Here is a 21,108-nt window from a genome sequence, read left to right as displayed (position 1 = left end):
CCAAGGTTACAGTTTGTCATAGATTTGAATAAAGCGTGATAAACCTGAATACGAGATGGAGCCGAATTTAAAGGAGTAACCATGAAAGGAACGTTGTTTGTTGCTGGCCTGATGGCACTGATGCCTGTGGCACAGGCAGCAGATTTGACAATTGGACTGGCGTCGTTCACTACCTCGATGGACCCGCAGTTCTATGTCGGTGGCGCGAACAGCGCCATGGCCCGCAACCTATTCGACGGGCTGGTTAACCAAAACGAAAAACAACAAATTACGCCAGCTCTGGCGGTGTCCTGGAAGGCTCTCGACGACACGACCTGGCAGTTTACATTGCGACCGAACGTTAAATTTCATGATGGCAGCGATTTTACCGCTCAGGATGTGGTGGCCAGTGTGAAACGCGTCGCGTTAGCGGCGAAAAATAGCCCCAGTGCTTACACGCCTTATGTAGCGGATATCAGCGAGATTCGTGAAATCAATCCGCTGACAGTAGAAATAAAAACGAAAGGGCCGGCGGCACTGCTGCTCAATAACCTGAGCCGTATCGCGATATTGCCGGCGCGGCTAGCCGACCAGCCGAGTGAAGTACTGAACGGCGGGAAAGAGGTGATTGGCACCGGTCCGTTTAAATTTGTCTCCTACACCCCGGATGACAAGGTGGTGCTAAGCCGCAATGACCAGTATTGGGGCGGCAAGGCGCAGTGGGACAAGGTGACGCTGCGCGTCATCAAGAACAGCAGCGCCCGTATCGCCGCGTTGCTCGCAGGTGATGTGGACATGATTGAAAGCGTACCGACGGCGGACCGCGCGACTATCGCCCGTCAACAGGCTTTCGTTACGGAGTCGGTGCCGGGTAACCGTATTCTGTATCTGCACCCGGATCAGGACAGAGAAGTGTCGCCGTTTGCCAAAGGCGATGACGGTAAAAATCCACTGAGGAAAGTCGAGGTGCGTCAGGCGATGTCGCTGGCGATTAACCGCGATGCGCTGGTGCAGCGCATCCTTGACGGTCAGGGGTTGCCTTCATCGCAGTTGGTGCCGCAGGGCTATCTGGGTTATTCCGCCAGGATACCCGCGCCGGTTTACGATCTGGCGCAGGCAAAACAGAAACTGGCGGCGGCAGGCTACCCGAACGGTTTTACCCTGACGTTCCATGCCTCGAATGATCGCTACCCCAACGACGCCAAAATCGCACAGGCGCTGGGGCAGATGTTCAGTCAGGCAGGCATCAAGACCGAGGTGGTCACCATGCCCGGTAACGTCTACTTTGCCAAGGCCGCACAGCGTGAATTCAGTCTGGTGATGGGCGGTGCGGCGATTGAAACCGGCGAGGCCTCCGGCGTGTTGGGTCCGTTGCTGGAAACCTTTGGCCCGAATGCCGGGCAGGGGAATAGGGGACGGTATTCCAATACCGAGTTTGACAAGCTGCTGAATCAGGCGCGCGCCACGCTGAATGAACAGCAACGCGACGCGTTATTACAGCAGGCAACCGAATTGGCGATGAAACAGCAAGGGGTTATCCCACTGCTGTTTCTCTCCAATACCTGGGCAATGAAAAAAGGCTATAGCTACGTAGGCCGCACAGACGGCTACACATTGCCCTATTTTGTTCACAAGCAGTAATGGTGAGCTTTTCACCTGATACTGGTGGTGGATGAAAAATAGATACCCCAAATAATTCGGGTTGCAGGACAACACGTTCGCGTGTTGAACAACGCGGCGCGTTGGCCCTTTAGGGCAAGGCTCACTAGAGCCTTGTAACGCGGCAACCGAGTGAATCCCCAGGAGCTTACATAAGTAAGTGACTGGGGTGAGTGACAAATTGGCGTAAGCCGATTTGAACGCTGCTGGCAGCGGCCCCGAAGGGGCGAGGCCCATGAAATGGGCTGAGTAACGCAGCCAACGCACCTGCAACTCGAAGTATGACGGGGTAGTGCGATTTTTACGTTAACACCAGGGTTTTCCCATCAGGCCGTGTCCCGCCGCACCCCGCGGCGGGACACCCAGCCTTTAACCTTCAGAGCAACTCCATGAGCGGATTCTTTGGCGTATTTCCCTATCTGGTTTCATCGGCAACAGCAATCGGCGACATGAACACCACCACCCTCAATGAATGGAGCGGCAAACCCATTGCCCCGCCACAGCGGTTGAATCATCATGCCCGACAAGGCGCTGCCAGCGAATTGAAAGGAGTCGATGTGCTGTGAGTCCCCTTCCTGTCATTATTGATTGCGATCCCGGCATTGACGACGCGCTGGCATTGCTGAGCGCGTTTGTTGCCCCGCAACTGGCGATTCAGGGCATTACCGTGGTCAACGGTAATCAGCCGTTGACCAACACGCTGCGCAATGCGTTGCAGATAGTCGAGCTAGGTGATCGTACCGATATTCCCGTCTTTGCTGGTTGCTGGCAGCCGATGCTGCGTGAGCCAATCCACGGCCAGTTTCATGGTAAAAATGGGCTGGGCGACAGTAATTTTCCCACGCCGCGTAAAACGGCGGAGCCACAACATGCGGTTAATTTTCTGATTGCCCGTTGCCGGGAGGCGGCGCAGCGCGGTGAGCCTATTACACTGTGTTCGCTGGGGCCGTTGACCAATCTGGCCAGTGCGTTTTGCATCGCGCCCGATATCGTGGCAGGGATTGAGCGGATTGTGTCAATGGGCGGTGCGTGCCGCGAATTGGGCAACCGTACCATGACATCGGAATTTAACCTGCTGGCCGACCCGCACGCAGCGCATATCGTCTTTTCGCAAGCGGTGCCGATGACGCTGTTGCCGCTGGACGCCACTCATCAGGTGATTCTGACGCCAGAGCGCGTCAGCGAACTGGTTGCCCATGCTGGTCGGTTGCGTGAACCGCTGGCACAACTGATGGCATTCTGGGATCGTAACGATATCAAACGGTACGGTTCACGTGGTGGACCACTGCATGACCCGCTGGTGATCGCCTGGGTGCTGCGGCCCGATCTGTTCCAGACTGAACGGGCGCGGGTGTTGGTGGAGCACCAGAGTGAATTGTGCATGGGACAGAGTATCATGGATATTTATGGTAAATCCGGCTTGCCGGCGAATGTCGATGTGGTCACAGGGGTTAACGCCGATGAAGTGTTCCAGTTATTCTGTCAGCTGTTTTCAGTCTATGGAGCGGCAAGATGACAGGTCAGCGAATCATTATTGATACCGACCCTGGTGTGGATGATGCGATTGCGCTGTGGCTGGCGCTGGCCTCGCCGGAACTGGAGGTGCTGGGCATCACGGTGGTGGCTGGCAACGTGGAGCTGGAACATACGCTGGCGAACGCCCGGCGGATTGTGGCGCTGTCTGGTCGTGATGACGTGCCGGTATTCGCCGGTGCCGAAAAGCCGCTGATTGGTCCACAACGCTATGGCAAGTACGCCCACATCGGCGCGTTCAGCGATGAACTGGTGCCGGCGGGCGCGAGCCGGGTTGGGCAGGAACACGCAGTGGATTTTATCGTTCGCACCACGCGTCAGGCGGCGCAAGAACAAAATCCGATAACCTTTTGCGCTATTGGGCCGATGACTAATCTGGCGCTGGCGTTGATTCAGCACCCGGATGTCGCGCGTGGTATTCGCCAGGTGGTGACCATGAGTTGCGCGTTTACCGCGCTCGGCCACCGGACGCCGTGGGCAGAATTTAATGTCTATGCTGATCCGCACGCCGCCAGCCGGGTATTTGGCAGCGGCATCCCGCTGGTGATTATGCCGCTGGACATGACATTTCAGGCGCTGATTACTCAACAGGAGATCGACTTGTTGCAGCGTGATGCAGGGCGCCCCGGTCAGGCCATCGCACGGTTGCTGGGGGCGTTTGATCGTAGCGACATGGCGCGTTTCGGGCGTGAAGGCGGCCCGGTACATGATGCGACGACGGTGGCCTGGTTACTGCAACCGTCGCTGTTCGCCGGACGTGAAGCGCGGGTCGGGGTGACCGTCGCCGGTGAAACCGCCGGGCATACCTGGGCGGATTTTTATGGCAAGCTGGCGCTGGCGCCCAATGCGCAGGTGATGCAATCGGTGGATGAACCTGGATTTTTGTCACTGTTGGTGCAGGTACTCAGCCGCTATGGCCGGGCGAATACCTCGGAGCGCCGCGCTTAACCCTCATCATTAACCACAAGGATGCGTCATGGCCCGCTTTTTACTCAGTCGTTTTCTGCAAACGCTGCTAACGCTGGCGGTCATGTCGATACTGGTTTTCGCCGGCGTTTATCTGGTCGGCAACCCGGTGGATTTATTACTAAGTAGCAGTGCTACTCCAGCCGAGCGCGAGGCGGTGATTCATGCATTCGGGCTGGATAAAACCCTGTGGCAACAGTATCTGCTGTTTGTTACCCACGCGCTGCAGGGCGATTTGGGCAATTCCTTCATTTTCAACCAACCGGCGTTACACCTGATTCTGCAACGGATGCCTGCCACGCTGGAGCTGGCGTTGGTGGCGTTTCTGCTGTCGCTGCTGACAGGCATTCCGCTCGGCGTGTTCGCCGGTTTGCGGCCAGATAGTCTGGCGGCGAAGTCGGTGATGACGGTATCGATTCTGGGCTTTAGCCTGCCGACCTTCTGGATAGGCATGATGATGATCATGCTGTTCAGCGTGAAGCTGGGGTGGCTGCCGTCATCGGGACGTGGCGATACCGTAACGGTGGCGGGCGTGCCGCTAAGTCTGCTGACGGCAGATGGCTGGCAGCACCTGCTGTTGCCGGCGCTCAATCTGGCGCTGTTCAAGATTTCGCTGATTATCCGCCTGACCCGCGCCGGCGTGCGGGAGTGTCTGCAACAAGACTATGTACGTTTTGCCCGCGCCAAAGGGCTGTCGGAAAGCCGTATCCTGTTGGTGCATGTGCTGAAAAACACGCTGATCCCGCTGATTACGGTAATGGGTCTGGAACTGGGGGCGCTGATCGCCTTTGCGGTGGTGACCGAAACCATTTACGCCTGGCCGGGGATGGGCAAGCTGATTATCGACGCCATCGCCGTGCTGGATCGCCCGGTGATTTTGGCCTACCTGATGATGACGGTGGTGATGTTCAGCCTGATCAACTTGCTGGTGGATGTGCTGTATGCGGTGGTGGACCCGCGCATCCGCTTGGGAGGTGGGCAATGAACCGGACGGAGCGCTCGGTGCATACGCCGTCTACATCGCCAGCAGCGCGTTCGGCGTTGGCTCGTACCTTGTCGATGTTGTTGCATGGTCGGCTGACGCGGCTGGGGCTGATGACACTGTCGCTGATTGTGGCGCTGGCGCTGCTGGCGCCCTGGATTTCGCCGCAAAATCCGTATGACCTGACCCAACTGATGATCACCGATAACCGCCTGCCGCCGGGTTCGCTCGGTATGGGCGGACTGACGTACTGGCTCGGTACCGACGATCAGGGGCGTGATTTGTTCAGCGCTATCCTGTATGGCACCCGTACCAGCCTGATGGTAGGGGTCAGCAGTGCGCTGGTTGCGCTGTTCATCGGGATGATCGCAGGCCTGTCGAGCGCCTGGCTGGGCGGTAAAACCGATGCGCTGCTGATGCGTATCGTCGATATCCAGCTCAGCTTCCCGCCAATACTGATCGCCCTGATCTTGCTGGCAGTGCTGGGGCAGGGGGTGGACAAAATTATTCTGGCGCTGGTGATCACCCAGTGGGCGTATTACGCCCGTACGCTGCGCGCTTGCGCATTGCTGGAAAGCCGCCGCAATTATGTGGATGCGGCGCGCGGCATGGCGTTTTCCGCGCCGCGCATTCTGTTTCGCCACCTGTTGCCCAACTGCCTGCCGCCGCTGATTGTGGTCGCCACTATGCGTATTGCTTACGCCATCATGCTGGAGGCAACGCTGTCGTTTCTCGGCATTGGCTTGCCGGTGACCGAACCGTCGCTGGGGTTGCTGATTGCCAACGGCTTTGACTATCTGCTGTCCGGCGATTACTGGATCAGCCTGTTCCCCGGCGTGATGCTGCTGTTGCTGATTGTGGCGATCAACCTGATCGGTGATGCCTTGCGTGATGCGCTGAATACCAGACAAGAGGAGTGAGGCGTGAATCAGCCGGTGCTGTGTGTTGAACAACTGAACACCGCGTTTCGGGTCAATGGTGAGTGGCTCAGGGTGGTGCAGGATCTGTCATTTGAGATTGGCGAGCGGGAAACCGTGGCGTTGGTGGGTGAGTCCGGTTCGGGTAAAAGCGTCACGGCATTGTCCATCATGCGTCTGCTGGCCGGATCGCAAGTGCAGACCAGCGGGCGGGTGCGGTTTGAAGGCCGCGACCTGCTGACGTTGCCTTCCCGCGAGATGCAGCACATTCGCGGTAATCGTATCGGCATGGTGTTTCAGGAGCCGATGACCAGTCTCAATCCGGTACTGAAAATCGGGACACAGATTAGCGAAGTATTGCGACGTCACCGGGGAATGGACCACGCCAGTGCTCAGGCGCAAGCAGTGCGTCTGCTGGAAAAAGTGCGCATTCCCGCTGCCCGATCCCGGCTGAACGAATACCCGCACAGCTTTTCCGGCGGTATGCGCCAGCGGGTGGTGATCGCCATTGCGCTGGCCTGCAATCCTCGCTTATTGATTGTTGATGAGCCTACTACGGCGCTGGATGTTACCATTCAGGCGCAAATTCTTTCGCTTATCAAAACATTGCAGGATGAGGAAGGCATGTCGATTCTGTTTATCACCCACGACATGGGGGTGGTAGCGGAAGTGGCAGACCGCACCATGGTGATGTATCGCGGCGCAGGCGTAGAAATGGCGGATACTCGGCAGTTATTTCGCGCGCCGCAACATGCGTACAGCAAGACGCTGTTTTCCGCCGTGCCGCGGTTGGGCGACATGGCTGATACCCCCTTGCCGCAACGGTTCGCGTTGTTTGGGCAGGCAGCGGCCAGCGAACCGCTGGCAGATACGGTGATACCGGGAGAGCCGGTGCTGGCGGTACGCAGTCTGGTCAAACGTTTTGAGGTGAAAAGCGGCTGGCTACGGCGGGTAACTGGGCGGGTGCACGCGGTGGAAAACGTCTCGTTCAGCCTGCAAGCGGGAGAAACGTTATCGCTGGTGGGCGAGTCCGGCTGTGGCAAATCCACCACCGGGCGCGCCATCTTACGACTACTGGAACCGAATGGCGGTGCGGTGTCGCTGTGCGGCGAGAATATGCTGACCGCCGATAAACCAGCGCTGGCCGGGTTGCGGATGCGGGCACAGATGATTTTTCAGGACCCGTACGACAGCCTCAACCCGCGGCTGACTGTGGGCAGCGCGATTGCCGAGCCGATGATCAGCCACGGTTTGGCGTCTGCGCGACAGGCGCCGCAAAAAGTGGCGGAACTGCTGAAAAAGGTGGGATTGCAGGCCGACATGGCGGAGCGTTATCCGCACCAGTTTTCCGGCGGACAGCGGCAGCGATTATGCATTGCGCGGGCGCTGGCGCTCAATCCGCAGGTAATCATCGCCGACGAAGCGGTTTCTGCGCTGGATATGACCGTCAAGGCGCAAATCGTCAATCTGCTGCTCGACCTGCAACAACAACTGGGGTTGGCTTATTTGTTTATTTCTCACGATATGGCGGTGGTAGAGCGCATCAGCCATCGGGTGGCGGTGATGTATCAGGGGGAAATTGTGGAGATCGGCCCACGTCAGGCGGTATTCAACCACCCGCAGCACCCGTACACCCGCCGCTTGTTGGCCGCCGTGCCGGTGCCTGACCCGGAAAAACGCGTTCTCCGGTCAATGCAGGCAGATGAACTACACAGCCCACTGCGTCCGGTGGGGTATCAGCCGCCGGAGCGCCGGTATCAGCAGGTCGGCGACGGCCATCTGGTGCTATTATCCTGAATCAGAAAGGCCATGAAGACATATCCTGAACCATGAGGGTATCCATTGGTATAACAGAGGTGGTCAGCATGAATCGCAGAGGTTTTCTTGCCGCTATTTCGGCAACTGCTGTGGCCCTGACTGCCGGGCGCGTGCTGGGCCTGCCATTGCCGACGCCACGCCCACGCATCTGGCTGTGGGATGGCGCGCCGCCGGGCGGCGGCGGACCGGGCGGCGCGGCGCGGTTGAGCGCCAGAGGCGCGCTCAGCCAGATCGTTGCTCCTTATCTTGAGGTGTTTTCGCCGGAAAAGCCTAACGGGCAGGCCATACTGGTGGCGGCTGGCGGCGGCTATCAGCGTATCGAAATGGGTAAAGAAGCCTGGCCGGCAGCGACCTGGCTGATGTCGCAAGGTTATACGGCGTATGTGCTGGCGTATCGCCTGCCCGGCGAAGGTTGGCATGACGGCAATCGTGTGGCGTTGCAGGATGCACAGCGCGCATTGCGGTTGATTCGCCACCGTGAACAACGAGTCGGCGTGCTGGGGTTTTCGGCAGGTGGGCATCTGTTGGGGATGGCGGCGCTCAGACATGACCCTGCTTATACGCCGCGGGATAAACTTGATACTCTGCCGATGCAGGCTGACCATGCTGCACTGATCTACCCGGTGATTACGCTGGAAAAACCCTATCAGCATACCGCCACCCACCGGGTCCTGGTGGGACGAGATGCCACGCCAGCAGCGGAAGCCGAATGGTCGGTGCAATCGTATGTATCGCGGCGCTCGCCGCGGTTTTTTTTGGTGCAGGCGGAAGATGATATGGTGTCCGATCCGCATAATACGTTGATCATGGCGCAGGCTTGTCAGCGAGTGCAGGTGCCGGTGGAGATGCGGCGTTACCCGGTCGGCGGACACGGTTTTGGGCTGGGTAAGCCAGGTACGCCGGTTGCAGCCTGGCCGTCAGCCTACCTGAACTGGCTGCGTCAATAACGTGTCGATGTCAGGCGGTCATGAGACAGAAAACCAGCAAGCCATATAAAACTCAATAGTAGTGGTATTTACTCTGTCGGGAGCCGAGTTGACGCGTTGGGCTGTGGCCTGGCAGGGGCGAATCTACGTAAAAAATAAAGCCGATAATCTGCAATCAGAATTAATTTGAGGTACTGATGGCGAGTGCGAGAGCGCGCGGATAATCAACCGAGGTATTATTCTCTGATATCTTTCTAGTGAGGGCTTTTGTTAAATCCTGTGCTTTGGCGTTTATTAGTTATAACTTATTTATATTAATAACAACGATGGCATGGATGTCACCGGGGTATTTTTTCTCTTGGTTACATTTTTTGTTGTGATTATTGATATGAATGCGAATAAGGCTGCTTTTTACCCGATTAATACGGATGATGTTCCTTAATAATCGATCTCAGTTGCTGATGTTATGTATCACATTGATCAACCGCTTTTGTGTGACGATACGAATAGCGTGTGATTTTTGTTGATTTGTCCGTCATGACGGTGATGTTCCGTCAGACTGGATAAGGCTTACCATTCATACCAGTAACATCTGTTTTCATCGCAATCCATCGGCTATCACAAGGTCAAGAGCAATTGTTGCAGGAAGGTGGTGGAGAAATGACCGATAGTCTACACTTTTTCAAAATAGGAATATGTAACGGATGACGTGAGACACATATTTTTCTTTTTGATGGTGTATAAGTATAAGAAGTAAGCGTTATTTGGAACGCGCCAGCAATCGCGTAGAGTGGGGTTGAGGGTTCAGCCTGATTTGCCTGTATTACCGATGTTGCCTTGTAACCATTACATTAATAATTATTTGCATTGAGGACAGAATGGATAAATTTCAAAAAGAGATTGAGGAGAGAACTAATCTTACCTCGTCCAACAAGTTTGAATTGTTATTGTTCCGTTTGGGGTCGGCCACCGGTGAAGGGCCATCCGAGCTGTTCGGTATCAATGTGTTCAAGCTTCGTGAAATCGTTCCGATGCCAACCTTGACCAAGGCTGCGGGTATGACACCACCGATGCTTGGTATGATTAATATTCGCGGGCAGATTATTCCCGTTATCGATCTTCCGGCGGTGGTAGGGTGTGCGGCGAGTACCGGGCGCAACATCCTGCTGGTGACGGAATATGCACGCAGCACCCAGGCTTTTGCGGTTGAGTCCGTTGATGACATCGTTCGTCTTGAGTGGAGTCAGGTAAATACGGCGGAAGCAGGGGTAAGTAATACTTATATCACCAGTATTGCGCGTCTGGACAGCGATCCGTCGAGCAATCGTCTGGCGCTGGTGTTGGATGTGGAGCAGATTCTGCACGACATTATTCCAACTGAGCGTGAAATTAAGATTGAAAGCGTTGAAGACAAAACCTTCCATCTGAAGCCCGGCGCGGTGGCGATTGTGGCTGAAGACTCCAAAGTCGCGCGAACGATGCTCGAAACGGGGCTGAAGGTGATGAATATTCCGTACATGATGCATATCACCGGGCTGGAAGCCTGGAACAGAATCAAAACGTTGCAGCAGGAAGCACAGGCGGAAGGTCGGCCTATTTCGGATAAGATTGCTTTTGTGCTGACTGACCTGGAAATGCCGGAAATGGATGGTTTTACGCTGACGCGTAATATCAAACGTGATGAGGCGCTCAAGGGTATTCCGGTCATTATCCACTCTTCGCTGTCCGGTACCGCTAACGAAGACCACGTACGTAATGTGGGCGCTGATTCGTATGTAGCGAAATTCGAAATCAATGAACTGGCCGCCGCGATTCACAAAGTAGTGGATCGCGTGAAACCTGCGTCGGCCAGATAATGTAACGGGTTCTACGTGGCCCCGGACTGCTTTTGCGCAACGGGGCCGATAAACATGCCTCACCTCAGGCGGCGTGTCCTCCGGGCGATATTCTTCGTCATCATCCCTGCGATTTTTCCTTGCTGTCCACACAGTTTGTTTCCTTCTCGACCCGTGCTGCTGTAAGTATCCTGCAAACTGAACGTGTCTTCGGTTAAAAGCGCGGTGTCGATCACATTCGCGCCACATGGGGTTGATAAGAAAAACCGTGGGCGAAAGCGTGCTGGCGCGGTAATCCGCTATGGCGTGCCACTTATCTTTACTCTAAAGCTAATGATTGCGATGCCTGCTTGATTGAAGCGGTATTGCGCGGAGAACATACTTTAACCAGACCAAAGCAAATCAAAATGATTAGCTGAATCAGGAGGTTAATAATGTTGTCTGGGCAAACGTCACCGCGAGTCTGGAATACGCGCCGCAGTGAAAAACAACGTCGTAAGGCGCTGATACCCGTTGCGGGCAAGGTGCTTCCTACCGAACATCTTGCCGCCATGCTGGAAAAATTGATCGCTCCCGGCGATAAGGTTGTGCTGGAAGGCAATAACCAGAAGCAGGCTGATTTTCTTTCCCGCTCGCTGGCAGAGGTTAATCCGCAGGTGGTGCATGATTTACATATGATCATGCCGAGCGTTGGGCGCAGCGAGCATCTGGATATTTTTGAGAAAGGCATCGCCCATAAACTCGATTTCTCCTTCTCAGGTACGCAGAGTTTGCGTATTTCGCAGTTGCTGGAGGACGGCGCGTTGGAAATCGGCGCTATCCATACCTATATCGAACTCTATTCCCGCCTGTATGTTGACTTGATCCCGAATGTGGCGCTGGTGGCAGGTTATAAAGCCGACCGCAAAGGCAACCTGTACACCGGTCCCAGTACCGAAGATACGCCGGCGCTGGTTGAAGCTGCGGCGTTCCATGACGGTATCGTCATCGCTCAGGTCAATGAACTGGTAGACGACGAAACGGATCTGCCGCGCGTCGATATTCCCGGTTCCTGGATTGATTATGTGGTTGTCGCCGACAAGCCGTTCTTTATCGAGCCACTGTTCACCCGCGATCCGCGACTGATCAAACAAGAGCACATTCTGATGGCGATGATGGCCATCAAGGGTATCTATGCTGAACATCAGGTGCAGTCGCTCAACCACGGTATTGGTTTTAATACCGCGGCGATTGAGCTGTTGCTGCCGACCTATGGCGAGCGTCTGGGGCTGAAAGGCAAAATTTGTAAACACTGGACCCTCAACCCCCATCCCACCCTGATTCCGGCGATTGAAAGCGGCTGGGTTGACAGCGTCCACTGCTTTGGCGGCGAATTGGGGATGGAAGCCTATATTGCTGCCCGGCCAGATGTGTTCTTCACCGGCGCCGATGGTTCCATGCGCTCCAACCGCGCCTTTTGCCAACTGGCAGGGCAGTACGCTGTGGACATGTTTATCGGTTCGACATTGCAGGTCGATGGACTGGGCAACTCATCCACTGTTACCAAAGGCCGCCTGGCCGGATTCGGCGGCGCGCCCAACATGGGGCATGACCCGCATGGCCGTCGCCACGCGACGTCCGCATGGCTGGCGATGATTAACGAACCCGACCCGATGCAGCGTGGGCGCAAGCTGGTGGTGCAAATGGTGGAAACCTTCCAGGCCGGCGTCAAACCGACCTTTGTAGAAAAACTTGATGCCGTGGACGTCGCTAAAGCCGCGGGTATGCCGCTGGCGCCGGTGATGATTTATGGCGACGACGTTACCCATGTGCTGACGGAAGAGGGGATTGCCTACCTTTATCGCGCCAACAGTCTGGAGGAGCGCCGGGCGATGGTAGCGGCGGTAGCGGGGATTACCGACATCGGGCTGGGGGTGGATGCGCAGCGCGTAGCGGAATTCCGCCGTAGCGGCAAAGTGGCCTACCCGGAAGATTTGGGGATTCGCCGTACGGAGGCGACCCGTTCACTGCTGGCAGCCGGCAGCGTGGCTGACCTGGTGGAATGGTCGGGCGGCCTGTACAACCCGCCGGCGAAATTCCGGAGCTGGTAAATAGAACCGCAGACAGCCCGATGCACACGGGTTCGCGCAATAGCAGGCCGACCTGCTGGCCGCCACGCTATTGCCTGATGGCATCGCACAGCCATCTTTATACGATTAAGAGGGTGTTATGGAACAGATTACATTGTCATTCCCGGCGACTCGCCCGGCCAGCGGCAACGCACTGGCGGGTGTGGTGGGCTCCGGTGATATGGAAGTGCTGCTGATAGCAGACGCCGGACAGACGCTCACCATCGACATCACTACGTCGGTGGATAACAGCCGGGCGCGTTGGCAAGCGCTGTTTTCCCGGTTAAGTACGCTCGGCAGCCTGACTGCCGGCACCATGACGATTCATGATTTTGGCGCCACGCCGGGTGTGGCACGCATCCGTATTGAACAGGTTTTTGAAGGGGTGAGCTATGCGTGACGACCACAGTTTTATCGAGCTTAAAGCGCGGGAGCGCGCTCACGCCTTGCTGGATGAGGGCAGCTACCGCGAATTGCTCGGCCCGTTTGACGGCATCGTGTCTCCGTGGCTGGGACCTCAGGGGATTGTGGTGCAGTCTGACGACGGCATGGTGGTGGCGAAAGGCACGCTACAGGGCAAACAGACGGTGGTGATCGCCATTGAAGGGGCGTTTCAAGGCGGCAGTATGGGCGAAGTCTCCGGGGCCAAGATGGCTGCTGCGCTGGAACTGGCCGCAGAAGACCAACGTAACGGTATTCCGACGCAGGCGATTCTGTGCCTGGAAACCGGTGGCGTCCGTTTACAGGAAGCCAATCTGGGACTGGCGGCGATTGCCGATATCCATGCCGCGATTGTTGACCTGCGTCGTTATACGCCGGTTATTGGCATCATCGCCGGCACGGTGGGCTGCTTTGGCGGTATGTCGATAGCCGCTGCGCTGTGCAGCCATCTGATCGTTACCCGCGAAGCGCGTCTTGGCCTTAACGGGCCGCAGGTGATTGAACAGGAAGCGGGTATTGCCGAGTACGACTCGCGTGACCGCCCGTTTATCTGGAGCATGACCGGCGGGGAAATCCGTTACCGCAGCGGCCTGGCTGACAGTCTGGTGGCTGACGGCGTGAACGCGGTCAAACAGGCGGTGAATGACGCGCTCGCCAGCGGCGTACCGGCGCAACACCGTTCGGATAACTATGCATGGTATCTGGCGCGGCTTACTAACGCTGATACGCAAGTACAGGCCGACACGCAACAGATCCAACAGCTTTTCGGGGAGGTAAACCCATGAGTCAGGTAGCACATCGTGGCGCGCTATGGCTGGACGCGCTGGCACCCGGAAAACCGCGACTGACCGGATTGTGCCCGTCGGTACAGGTAGCTGACGGCAGTCTCGCCGGTGAGCCGGTGCGTTTTATTGCTGTGGTTCCGGATGCGAATAACCACTACCCGCGTGCGGTAAAGGGTGAAGTGGGGCTGCTGGAGGGCTGGACACTGGCGAAGGTGGTGCATGAGACGCTGGCAGCCGACCGCAATAGCGATAAGAAACGGCCTATTGTGGCGGTTATCGATGTACCCAGTCAGGCGTATGGCCGCCGGGAAGAGGCATTCGGCATCCATCAGGCGCTGGCGGCGTCGGCAGGGGCTTACGCCCAGGCGCGTCTTGCCGGTCACCCGGTTATCGGGCTGATTGTCGGTAAGGCAATGTCCGGCGCGTTTCTGGCTCACGGCTATCAGGCCAACCGACTGATCGCCTTTAATGACCCGGAAGTACAGATTCACGCCATGGGCAAAGCGTCTGCGGCACGTATCACGCTCAGAAGTGTGGAAGACCTGGAAAAGCTGGCCGCCACAATTCCACCGATGGCGTATGACATTCGCAACTACGCCACGCTGGGATTGCTGGCGACGCTATTGGATATCGACAATCCGGATGCGCCGTCCGCCGACGATCTGGCTCAGGTCACAGCCGCATTACAACAGGCGGTGACCGATGCCCGCCGCGACTCATCGCTGAAAACGCGACTGGGCGCGGACAACCGCCGCAGCTCTTTGCACGTGCGTGAGCGGATGCGCGCGCAGTGGTAAGCCGCGTTCGCGGGTAAGTCACACATTGGTGGTCGGCGTGTTCATCCGCGGCGGCCACCTATTCGGTAAGCCAATAAAGAGACCTGCCAGATAACCGGATCAGGCGCTACAGGAAGCGCCTGCAGACCCCTTTTGTCTGAAAAAACGGTTGTCTGAAAAAAACGGCGTTGTACCGGCAATGATGCGGGACACAAGCCAAACCATCGCGCTGGAACTGATACTCTTTTATTACAGGTGAATACGATATGACTTATGTAATTGTTCATGCCCTTGCGCCGATTTTTATCATCATGCTGTTGGGATTTTGGGCTGGCAAAGCCAAATTGGTGGATAACAAGAACGTTGCGCTGCTCAACATTTTCGTCATGGATTTTGCGCTGCCGGCGGCGCTGTTTAGCGCCACGGTGCAAACACCCTGGGCCGGCATTGCCCAGCAGTCGCCGCTGATCGTGGTACTGACGCTGGCGATGTGGATAACCTATGCCGCCATCTATTTTCTGGCTGTTAAGGTGTTTCATAAAACACCGCAGGATGCCGCGGTGCTGACGCTCACTGTGGCGCTGCCCAACTACGCGGCTCTCGGTTTGCCAATCCTCGGCAGCGTATTGGGCGATGGCTCATCGACATCACTGTCAGTGGCGGTTTCTATTGCCTGTGGTTCGGTATTGATGACGCCGTTTTGCCTGCTGATTCTGGAGCGTGAAAAGGCGCGTGCATCTGGCGGCAGCCAGCACTCTACGCTTTCGATGTTGCCGGTATTGATGTGGCGTTCGCTGAAAAAACCGATTGTGCTGGGGCCGTTGCTGGGTGTGGTACTGTCCGCCATTGGTATTCGTATGCCGGAATTGCTGCTGGCGGCGATCAAACCGTTGGGGCTGGCCGCTACCGCTGCCGCGCTGTTCCTGACCGGGGTGATCCTCTCGGCGCGTCAGCTGAAAATCAACCCGATGGTCACTACCGCGGTGTTAGCCAAGTTGTTGATTCAACCGGCGCTGGCGTGGGCTGTGGTGCTGGTTTTAGGGCTGCACGGTTCGGTCGCAATCACCGCGATTCTGATGATTGCACTGTCAGCCGGTTTTTTCGGTGTGGTTTTCGGTAACCGGTTTGGCGTGCAGTCGCCGGATGCAGAAGCAGTGCTGCTGTTAAGTTCAGTACTTTGTATCCTGTCACTGCCGCTGTTTATTACATTGACCTCAGGAATGTAAACCATGGTAACGACACGTCCGCATGATCTGTTATGGCTGGCGTCCCGCGGAGCGCTGGAGGATATCGATGCGCCCTGGGTGGACAGCCAATGGCAGCCGGCTTTGCCGGTGGTAGTGCGGCGTGACGTTGACCCGACCGGACGCATTCCGGTCGGGGTGCGCGGCCTGCGCCGTGACCAGCGCGCTGGCGGGTGGGTGAGGGCAGAATGCATTGTTCGGGTGGTGACGCCGGAAATGCTGTGCGGCCTGTCGTCGTTATTGCATTCGCCGTTTGTATCCCAGCCGCCGGTGCAGGTCGCTATTCAACTGGCGCAGCAGTGCTGGCCGTGGCAATGGGGAGTAACCGGTGGTACGGGATACGCGCTGGCAACCCAAATGCCGGTGCTACATGCAGCCAGCGATCTCGACCTGCTGATTCGTGCGCCTCAGGCATTGGACCGCGACGCGCTGGCGCACTGGCAACAACTGCTGTCGTCATCGCCGTTATGCCGGGCCGATACGCAAGTAGAAACTCCCAACGGTGGTTTCGCACTGGCCGAATGGCTGCGAGACGGACAGGTGCTGTTAAAAACCGACCACGGCCCGCAGCGGGTCAGCGATCCGTGGGCAATGGAGCGGTGAGATGAAGATTCTGTTTACTTTCCCTGGACAAGGGGCGCAGCAGGCCGGGATGTTGCAGCAGTTGCCTGCCGATTCTTGCGTGTTGGATGAAGCGGCTGACGTGCTGGGAGATGAGGTTTACCAACTGGATAGTCCGCAGGCACTGCGTCATACCCGTGCGGTACAACTGTGCCTGCTGATAACGGGCGTTGCCTGGGCCAGAGCGCTAATGGCGCGCGGTCTGATGCCGGATATGGTCAGCGGCTTGTCGATTGGCGCGTTTCCGGCAGCGGTGGTCGCCGGGGTATTGCGCTTTGATGATGCGTTACGTCTGGTGGCGTTGCGCGGCGACCTGATGGAGCAGGCGTATCCGCAAGGATATGGTCTTACCGCCATCATGGGGCTGAGTCAGTCGCAAGTAGAGGCGTTGCTGATAGGCAGTGGCGCATATATCGCCAATCTGAATGCTGAACGACAAATCGTGATTGCAGGCAGTGATGAAAGTATGGCGCAGGTAGCGGAACAGGCGTTACAGCTAGGTGCCAGTCGGGTGCAGCGCTTGCAGGTTAGTGTGCCGTCGCATTGTGCGCTGTTGGATGTACCCGCCAGACAACTGGCGGCGGCAATGACCACTGTTACACTGTCGCCTGCGCAGTGCAGCTACCTGAGCGGCAGCTCCGCTCGCGTCATCTGGCAGCCGGAACGCATCGCAGACGATCTGGCGCTCAACATGGCGCGTACGGTGCGCTGGCACGACGCTATGGTGGCGGCAGAAGAACGTGACGTCCGGCTGGCGATTGAGATGCCGCCGGGCGGCGTGCTGAGTTGTCTGGCTAAGCAGGCGTTCAACCGTGCCGAAGCGTATGCTCTGGCGCACAGCGGCATTGATGTGGTGGTCCACCGCGCCGCTCAGATCAGGGCACAGGGGTAACGGCAGCGTTCAGGCTACGGGCGTACATGCGGCCTTCTGCCACCAGTGCCAGCAGATTCGGGTCATGCTCGCGGTTGCGGGCGAACACGATGGCGATAAGCTGGCGCATCTGATAGGGCGGTGCCAGTTTCAGCAACTGTACATCGTTCTCGTACACTTTTTTCATCCGTTCGGGAATCAGGGTAAAGCCGATACCGGCCTGCACCAGACTCAGCATGGAAAAAATGTCGTCTACCCGTGTGACGATTTCCGGTTCGAACCCGGCGATGTGGAACGCTTCCTGAAAACCAGCATAGGTAGCGAACCCTTCGGATAGCGAAACAAACTGCTGGTGATGAAAGTCACGCAGGTCCGCCGGTTGATGAGTATCCAGCTTCACGCTAGCTGGCGCCGCCAGGCAGATGTCGTCTTCAAACAGCGGCAGGAATTCCAGTTGATTACGGTCGATAGTATTGTCAGACAGTGAGATGAGAATCGCGTCCAGTTGTTGGTCATCCAGCATGGCGAGCAGGCGCTGATTCGACCCCATGGTTAAATCCAGTTCCAGATCCGGGCGGCGCAGCTTGATGCCCATAATCAGCCGCGGCACGGTTTCCAGCGTCAGCGAATACAGTGTTCCGATGCGTAACCGTCCCTGACCGACACCTGCGGTTTTGCGGGTTTCCTCCAGTCCTCGTTTCATCAGCAACATCGCTTCCTGACTGTATTCCAGCAGTGTGTGAGCCGCCGGCAACGCCACCAGATTGCGTCCCTTATGGATAAACAGCGGACAGCGCACGCTTTCCTCCAGCGTATGCAGCGCCCGATGTACGCTGACGCCGCTAAGCCCAAGCAGTTCAGCGGTGCGGGTGATATTACCGGTCTCCATGAATGTCTTGAAAATTTCAAGTTTGCGGAACGTGAGGTCGCCGTCTTTTAACATGTCGGACTCATTGTTTTATTGCGCTGTGGATGGTCATTGAGGAGATGATAAGAATTGTACCTGTAATATGCAGCAAAAGGGGAGTCAGGCGCTGTTTTAGTCTTATGTCTGTCAACTGACGCCTGGATTATCCGGTCCGCTACAATCATGCCGGGCTGCTTGTGGCCGTTCAGATACCTCATGCCGCATACCGACTTTGGCGCTGAGATAACGACTTAAACATGATTTATTTTGAGGGTGTGAGCGAAGCAGGATAAAAGTGGATGCCCGGCAGGGTACTACATGATAAAAACAATGATAAAAACAGTCGGGATAGACGTAAAAAGCCATTTTAAGCGACTGTTTTAGGTACGACTTTATGCGGGAATAAATCAGGAGTGCTGTTTGGTTTATTAATTTTTTTTGAAAATTGGCGGAGAGAGGGGGATTTGAACCCCCGGTAGAGTTGCCCCTACTCCAGTTTTCGAGACTGGTCCGTTCAGCCGCTCCGGCATCTCTCCGCGAAAGTGGCGCTTATGATGCCCTGTTTTGTGGCCTGTTAACAAGATCAAACCGACGCCTTTGAATTCAAGTGATGACTTAGCGAGCAACACCATGATGAAGTGGCAATGGAAATCCCTTACTCCCGATACATTTTCGGATTGGCAGCAGGCGCTGTCGATCCCACTGCTAACACCGCTGGCAGAAAATGAACGCCAGCACCTCATCACGGTGGCCAGACAATTTTTGCGCCAAAAGAATCTGGTGCCGTTGCAGGGACTGGTGCTGACCAAACTGATGGCTCAACGCATCGCACTATTGTTTTCGCTCCCGGTGTTGGAATTGGGCATTGAATGGCTGGATGGTTTTCATGATGTGCTGATTCACCCTGAACCTTTTACAGTGAATGGCGAATGGATGGATGAGTTCGGTCTGGTGCATAGCGGTCCCAGCGTTCAGTCTGGACAGAGCTGGGATCAAGGGCCTGTTGTGCTCAACTGGCTGGAAATTCAGGATTCATTTGATCTTTCGGGTTTCAATCTGGTTATCCACGAAGTGGCGCATAAACTGGATATGCGTGGTAATGACCGTCCATCCGGTGTGCCCACGATGCCGTTGCGCGATGTGGCGCGCTGGGAGCAGACCCTTCATGCGGCAATGGAAGCGCTGCGGGAGGAAATCGATCTGACAGGAGAAGACGCCGCCAGCATGGATGCCTATGCCGCAGCTGACCTTGCAGAGTGCTTTGCTGTACTGTCTGAATATTTCTTCAGCGCTCCAGACCTGCTGGCGGAGCGTTTCCCGGCGGTATACCAGAATTTTTGCGGTTTCTATCGTCAGAACCCACTGGAGCGGTTGCAGCGCTGGCAAGCGAATCAGGCTCAGGTCGATTTATCTCCTCACTGATGATGAATACTGCAGATTGTACAGAAGCCAAGCAGTCAGTACGGAATGTCGGTTTTGCCCGTTGACAGCGTAATGCCACCACAGATAAGATGCGCCCCGTTCAAACGATTCCTCTGTAGTTCAGTCGGTAGAACGGCGGACTGTTAATCCGTATGTCACTGGTTCGAGTCCAGTCAGAGGAGCCAATTTAAAGAAAGCAGACGTTCACTGACGTCTGCTTTTTTGCTTTTTATCAATGAGTTATCCCCTTCTTTAGGTTCACCCTCATCCCTTCAAAACTACTCGAAGCCATACCCATTTGCTGGTAAAAATACGGGTAAAGCGGGTTCGATTTCGTTTTTACCAGTAGTTGGAGGTAGCCATCATGCATATAAGCTCGATAAAACCGACGAGACTGAAAAGTCAGCCGGGATAAACGGCGTAAACTTGATATCTGATGGTACAAAAAGCGCAATCTCGTTGAACGTTATTTTGCCCGGCTGAAAGAACATCGCCATATTGTCATCCGCTCGGAAAAAATAACCAGAAACTAACTGAGTATGCTTAAATTGGGAGCGAATAATTTATTTTTAACGCAGTTGTTAAATTAAGGGACTCCTCAGGCATTATTATTTCCTGAATTTCAGCATCTAAAATGCATCGGAATTCATGGAGGATGTATTCTCTTCATTTTTCGCTGCTGAGCAGCACGATTGGCTCGTTGTTCCAGTGCTTATTAGACCGATCCCTGTCGAGATATTTGTCATTCAATAAATTTATCTATAATTTTATGTTTGATTAGTGTAACAACAATTGAAGCGAGAATCATAGTCATAAAAACACTTATGATAATAACCGAAGCGATAAGCGCTTCAAGGTAACTATTTTCTGTTAATAGAAATAAATTCAATTCTATTTATTATCAAATAAGGTTTGCTGAAATGACTGAAGAAGATATCTATCCACTGCTGGGTAAATTGGTTAATGGGCGTGTTTATGCGTATGCCGTACCCTGCTGTGATTATCATGCCCCCCATCATAAGCACTCATTTATCCTTTTCTCGCTGAGTCAGGAAAACAATTACAACGCCTCGCAGCAGCTGGCTGGTCAGCAGGTGACTGTCAGTGTGGATTGTTATGCCCACTCGGTAGCGGCCGCCCGCGCATTGCGTGAGCAGGTCAGAACTGCGCTGGCAGTATTGGCTCCGAATAAAACGGCTGAATATAACGATTTTGATGTGGAATATGAACAATTCCGTATGACGCTGGAAGTGATGCTTTCACGTTAATCGTTGAGCGATATAAATTCATTCGTATTAAATCAGCTGATTCCCTGGAG

19 protein-coding genes and 2 tRNA genes are annotated in these 21,108 nt (G+C 55.6%); 19 read left to right on the top strand and 2 right to left on the bottom strand.

Annotated features, from left to right (window positions below):
- Positions 1-81 precede the first annotated feature (81 nt).
- From Dpoa2040_RS02665 to mdcH, 16 genes are all read left to right on the top strand, one after another.
- Positions 82-1,620 carry an ABC transporter substrate-binding protein gene (locus tag Dpoa2040_RS02665; protein WP_168640196.1) on the top strand — a complete coding sequence of 513 codons (1,539 nt, stop codon included), beginning with the start codon at positions 82-84 and terminating at the stop codon, positions 1,618-1,620.
- A gap of 407 nt (positions 1,621-2,027) precedes the next feature.
- Positions 2,028-2,204: a hypothetical protein gene (locus tag Dpoa2040_RS02660; RefSeq protein ID WP_168640195.1), complete on the top strand. Its 177-nt coding sequence runs from the start codon at positions 2,028-2,030 to the stop codon at positions 2,202-2,204.
- The gene (locus tag Dpoa2040_RS02655; protein WP_168640194.1) at positions 2,201-3,154 is read left to right on the top strand and encodes a nucleoside hydrolase; all 954 of its coding nucleotides are present in this window, start codon (positions 2,201-2,203) and stop codon (positions 3,152-3,154) included. Before Dpoa2040_RS02660 ends, Dpoa2040_RS02655 begins: the two co-directional genes overlap by 4 nt.
- Entirely contained in the window at positions 3,151-4,119 is a 969-nt protein-coding gene (locus tag Dpoa2040_RS02650) for a nucleoside hydrolase (protein ID WP_168640193.1), read from the top strand. Before Dpoa2040_RS02655 ends, Dpoa2040_RS02650 begins: the two co-directional genes overlap by 4 nt.
- Positions 4,120-4,147: 28 nt before the next feature.
- Positions 4,148-5,122, top strand: a complete 975-nt coding sequence (locus tag Dpoa2040_RS02645) for an ABC transporter permease (protein ID WP_042869895.1) — start codon at positions 4,148-4,150, stop codon at positions 5,120-5,122.
- Positions 5,119-6,039, top strand: coding sequence for an ABC transporter permease (locus Dpoa2040_RS02640; protein WP_168640192.1), 921 nt, complete (start codon positions 5,119-5,121; stop codon positions 6,037-6,039). Before Dpoa2040_RS02645 ends, Dpoa2040_RS02640 begins: the two co-directional genes overlap by 4 nt.
- 3 nt (positions 6,040-6,042) lie before the next feature.
- Complete coding sequence (locus tag Dpoa2040_RS02635; protein WP_168640191.1) at positions 6,043-7,833, top strand: ABC transporter ATP-binding protein; 1,791 nt, start codon at positions 6,043-6,045, stop codon at positions 7,831-7,833.
- A 68-nt stretch (positions 7,834-7,901) separates the two neighbouring features.
- On the top strand, positions 7,902-8,801 hold the full coding sequence (locus Dpoa2040_RS02630; RefSeq protein ID WP_168640190.1) for an alpha/beta hydrolase: 900 nt from the start codon (positions 7,902-7,904) through the stop codon (positions 8,799-8,801).
- Positions 8,802-9,658: 857 nt separating this feature from the next.
- On the top strand, positions 9,659-10,636 hold the full coding sequence (locus Dpoa2040_RS02625) for a chemotaxis protein (RefSeq protein ID WP_168640189.1): 978 nt from the start codon (positions 9,659-9,661) through the stop codon (positions 10,634-10,636).
- Between the two features lie 413 nt (positions 10,637-11,049).
- On the top strand, positions 11,050-12,705 hold the full coding sequence (gene mdcA, locus Dpoa2040_RS02620) for a malonate decarboxylase subunit alpha (protein ID WP_168640188.1): 1,656 nt from the start codon (positions 11,050-11,052) through the stop codon (positions 12,703-12,705).
- 118 nt (positions 12,706-12,823) lie between these two features.
- Positions 12,824-13,123 carry a malonate decarboxylase acyl carrier protein gene (gene mdcC, locus Dpoa2040_RS02615; RefSeq protein WP_042869903.1) on the top strand — a complete coding sequence of 100 codons (300 nt, stop codon included), beginning with the start codon at positions 12,824-12,826 and terminating at the stop codon, positions 13,121-13,123.
- Complete coding sequence (locus tag Dpoa2040_RS02610) at positions 13,116-13,949, top strand: biotin-independent malonate decarboxylase subunit beta (RefSeq protein WP_168640187.1); 834 nt, start codon at positions 13,116-13,118, stop codon at positions 13,947-13,949. The genes mdcC and Dpoa2040_RS02610 overlap by 8 nt, the downstream gene beginning before the upstream one ends.
- Positions 13,946-14,746, top strand: coding sequence for a biotin-independent malonate decarboxylase subunit gamma (gene mdcE / locus Dpoa2040_RS02605; protein ID WP_168640186.1), 801 nt, complete (start codon positions 13,946-13,948; stop codon positions 14,744-14,746). The genes Dpoa2040_RS02610 and mdcE overlap by 4 nt, the downstream gene beginning before the upstream one ends.
- Before the next feature lie 245 nt (positions 14,747-14,991).
- Positions 14,992-15,951 (top strand): AEC family transporter, encoded by a 960-nt coding sequence (locus Dpoa2040_RS02600; protein ID WP_042869906.1) that lies wholly within the window; start codon positions 14,992-14,994, stop codon positions 15,949-15,951.
- Positions 15,952-15,954: 3 nt separating this feature from the next.
- Entirely contained in the window at positions 15,955-16,572 is a 618-nt protein-coding gene (locus tag Dpoa2040_RS02595; RefSeq protein WP_168640185.1) for a malonate decarboxylase holo-ACP synthase, read from the top strand.
- A gap of 1 nt (position 16,573) precedes the next feature.
- Positions 16,574-17,482, top strand: a complete 909-nt coding sequence (gene mdcH / locus Dpoa2040_RS02590) for a malonate decarboxylase subunit epsilon (protein WP_168640184.1) — start codon at positions 16,574-16,576, stop codon at positions 17,480-17,482.
- Here mdcH and Dpoa2040_RS02585 read toward each other — a convergent pair.
- Both Dpoa2040_RS02585 and Dpoa2040_RS02580 read right to left on the bottom strand, forming a co-directional pair.
- A complete protein-coding gene (locus Dpoa2040_RS02585) occupies positions 17,466-18,404 on the bottom strand; it encodes a LysR family transcriptional regulator (protein ID WP_168640183.1) in 939 nt (312 codons plus the stop codon). The two genes, mdcH and Dpoa2040_RS02585, sit on opposite strands and share 17 nt — an antisense overlap.
- A 410-nt stretch (positions 18,405-18,814) precedes the next feature.
- Positions 18,815-18,904, bottom strand: a tRNA-Ser gene (locus tag Dpoa2040_RS02580).
- 94 nt (positions 18,905-18,998) lie between these two features.
- Here Dpoa2040_RS02580 and mtfA point away from each other — a divergent pair.
- The 3 genes from mtfA to Dpoa2040_RS02565 all read left to right on the top strand — a co-directional run bounded on the left by mtfA (position 18,999) and on the right by Dpoa2040_RS02565 (position 21,058).
- Positions 18,999-19,790 carry a DgsA anti-repressor MtfA gene (mtfA, locus tag Dpoa2040_RS02575; RefSeq protein WP_168640182.1) on the top strand — a complete coding sequence of 264 codons (792 nt, stop codon included), beginning with the start codon at positions 18,999-19,001 and terminating at the stop codon, positions 19,788-19,790.
- A gap of 109 nt (positions 19,791-19,899) precedes the next feature.
- Positions 19,900-19,975 (top strand) — tRNA-Asn (locus Dpoa2040_RS02570).
- Positions 19,976-20,710: 735 nt separating this feature from the next.
- Positions 20,711-21,058 carry a DUF3168 domain-containing protein gene (locus tag Dpoa2040_RS02565; protein ID WP_168640181.1) on the top strand — a complete coding sequence of 116 codons (348 nt, stop codon included), beginning with the start codon at positions 20,711-20,713 and terminating at the stop codon, positions 21,056-21,058.
- Positions 21,059-21,108: the final 50 nt, after the last annotated feature.

This window comes from Dickeya sp. CFBP 2040 (genome assembly GCF_012273755.1).
GTDB lineage: Bacteria > Pseudomonadota > Gammaproteobacteria > Enterobacterales > Enterobacteriaceae > Dickeya > Dickeya poaceiphila.
Note: the sequence above shows the minus strand (reverse complement) of the source record. Positions and strands in the feature narration are given on the sequence as shown.

What these genes read in the sequence shown, in the direction of transcription:
- Dpoa2040_RS02610 (WP_168640187.1), top strand. Translation starts at nt 13,116, where the DNA reads ATGCGTGACGACCACAGTTTTATCGAGCTTAAAGCGCGGGAGCGCGCT.
- Dpoa2040_RS02640 (WP_168640192.1), top strand. Translation starts at nt 5,119, where the DNA reads ATGAACCGGACGGAGCGCTCGGTGCATACGCCGTCTACATCGCCAGCA.
- mdcC (WP_042869903.1), top strand. Translation starts at nt 12,824, where the DNA reads ATGGAACAGATTACATTGTCATTCCCGGCGACTCGCCCGGCCAGCGGC.
- mdcH (WP_168640184.1), top strand. Translation starts at nt 16,574, where the DNA reads ATGAAGATTCTGTTTACTTTCCCTGGACAAGGGGCGCAGCAGGCCGGG.
- mdcA (WP_168640188.1), top strand. Translation starts at nt 11,050, where the DNA reads ATGTTGTCTGGGCAAACGTCACCGCGAGTCTGGAATACGCGCCGCAGT.
- Dpoa2040_RS02595 (WP_168640185.1), top strand. Translation starts at nt 15,955, where the DNA reads ATGGTAACGACACGTCCGCATGATCTGTTATGGCTGGCGTCCCGCGGA.
- Dpoa2040_RS02600 (WP_042869906.1), top strand. Translation starts at nt 14,992, where the DNA reads ATGACTTATGTAATTGTTCATGCCCTTGCGCCGATTTTTATCATCATG.
- Dpoa2040_RS02585 (WP_168640183.1), bottom strand. Translation starts at nt 18,404, where the DNA reads ATGTTAAAAGACGGCGACCTCACGTTCCGCAAACTTGAAATTTTCAAG.
- Dpoa2040_RS02665 (WP_168640196.1), top strand. Translation starts at nt 82, where the DNA reads ATGAAAGGAACGTTGTTTGTTGCTGGCCTGATGGCACTGATGCCTGTG.
- Dpoa2040_RS02660 (WP_168640195.1), top strand. Translation starts at nt 2,028, where the DNA reads ATGAGCGGATTCTTTGGCGTATTTCCCTATCTGGTTTCATCGGCAACA.
- mdcE (WP_168640186.1), top strand. Translation starts at nt 13,946, where the DNA reads ATGAGTCAGGTAGCACATCGTGGCGCGCTATGGCTGGACGCGCTGGCA.
- Dpoa2040_RS02645 (WP_042869895.1), top strand. Translation starts at nt 4,148, where the DNA reads ATGGCCCGCTTTTTACTCAGTCGTTTTCTGCAAACGCTGCTAACGCTG.
- Dpoa2040_RS02630 (WP_168640190.1), top strand. Translation starts at nt 7,902, where the DNA reads ATGAATCGCAGAGGTTTTCTTGCCGCTATTTCGGCAACTGCTGTGGCC.
- Dpoa2040_RS02565 (WP_168640181.1), top strand. Translation starts at nt 20,711, where the DNA reads ATGACTGAAGAAGATATCTATCCACTGCTGGGTAAATTGGTTAATGGG.
- Dpoa2040_RS02650 (WP_168640193.1), top strand. Translation starts at nt 3,151, where the DNA reads ATGACAGGTCAGCGAATCATTATTGATACCGACCCTGGTGTGGATGAT.
- Dpoa2040_RS02625 (WP_168640189.1), top strand. Translation starts at nt 9,659, where the DNA reads ATGGATAAATTTCAAAAAGAGATTGAGGAGAGAACTAATCTTACCTCG.
- mtfA (WP_168640182.1), top strand. Translation starts at nt 18,999, where the DNA reads ATGATGAAGTGGCAATGGAAATCCCTTACTCCCGATACATTTTCGGAT.